Source organism: Streptomyces sp. GbtcB6 (assembly GCF_019091475.1).
Classification (GTDB): Bacteria; Actinomycetota; Actinomycetes; order Streptomycetales; family Streptomycetaceae; genus Streptomyces; species Streptomyces hyaluromycini.
Map to the genome: position 1 here is coordinate 1 of NZ_JAGXJL010000196.1, position 508 is coordinate 508.

At 69.7% G+C, this 508-nt stretch carries 1 protein-coding gene; it reads right to left on the minus strand.

Annotation, left to right across the window (positions count from 1 at the left end):
* A partial coding sequence (locus KVT45_RS55145; RefSeq protein ID WP_217562673.1) for an alpha/beta hydrolase occupies positions 1–508 on the minus strand: 508 nt, incomplete at both ends.

Below are 508 nucleotides of genomic sequence, written 5' to 3' on the forward strand. Positions count from 1 at the left end.
ACGGCCAGGTTGATGGCGGCTTCGGCGGCGTGTGTCTCGCGCAGGGTGTTGAGCATCACGAAGTCGTGGATGATGCCCTGGATGCGGACGGCGGTGACGGGTACGCCGGCGGTGCGGAGGTTGTTGGCGTAGGCCTCGCCCTCGTCGCGCAGGACGTCGGCTTCGGCGGTGATGACCAGGGCCGGGGGCAGGCCGGTGAGCTGCTGGGTGGTGGCGCGCAGCGGGGAGGCGGTGATCTGGGCGCGGTCGGCGTCGTCGGTCGTGTACTGGTTCCAGAACCACTGCATGGCGTCGCGGCGCAGGAAGTAGCCGGTGGCGAACTGGTGGTAGGAGTTGGTGTCGAAGCTCGCGTCGGTCACGGGGTAGAACAGCACCTGCTGGAGCAGCGGGACACCGCCGCGTTCCTTGGCCATGAGGGTGAGGGCGGCGGTCATGTTGCCGCCGACCGAGTCACCGGCGACCGCGATCCGGGTGGCGTCCAGGCCCTTGGCGGTGCCCTGCTCGACGA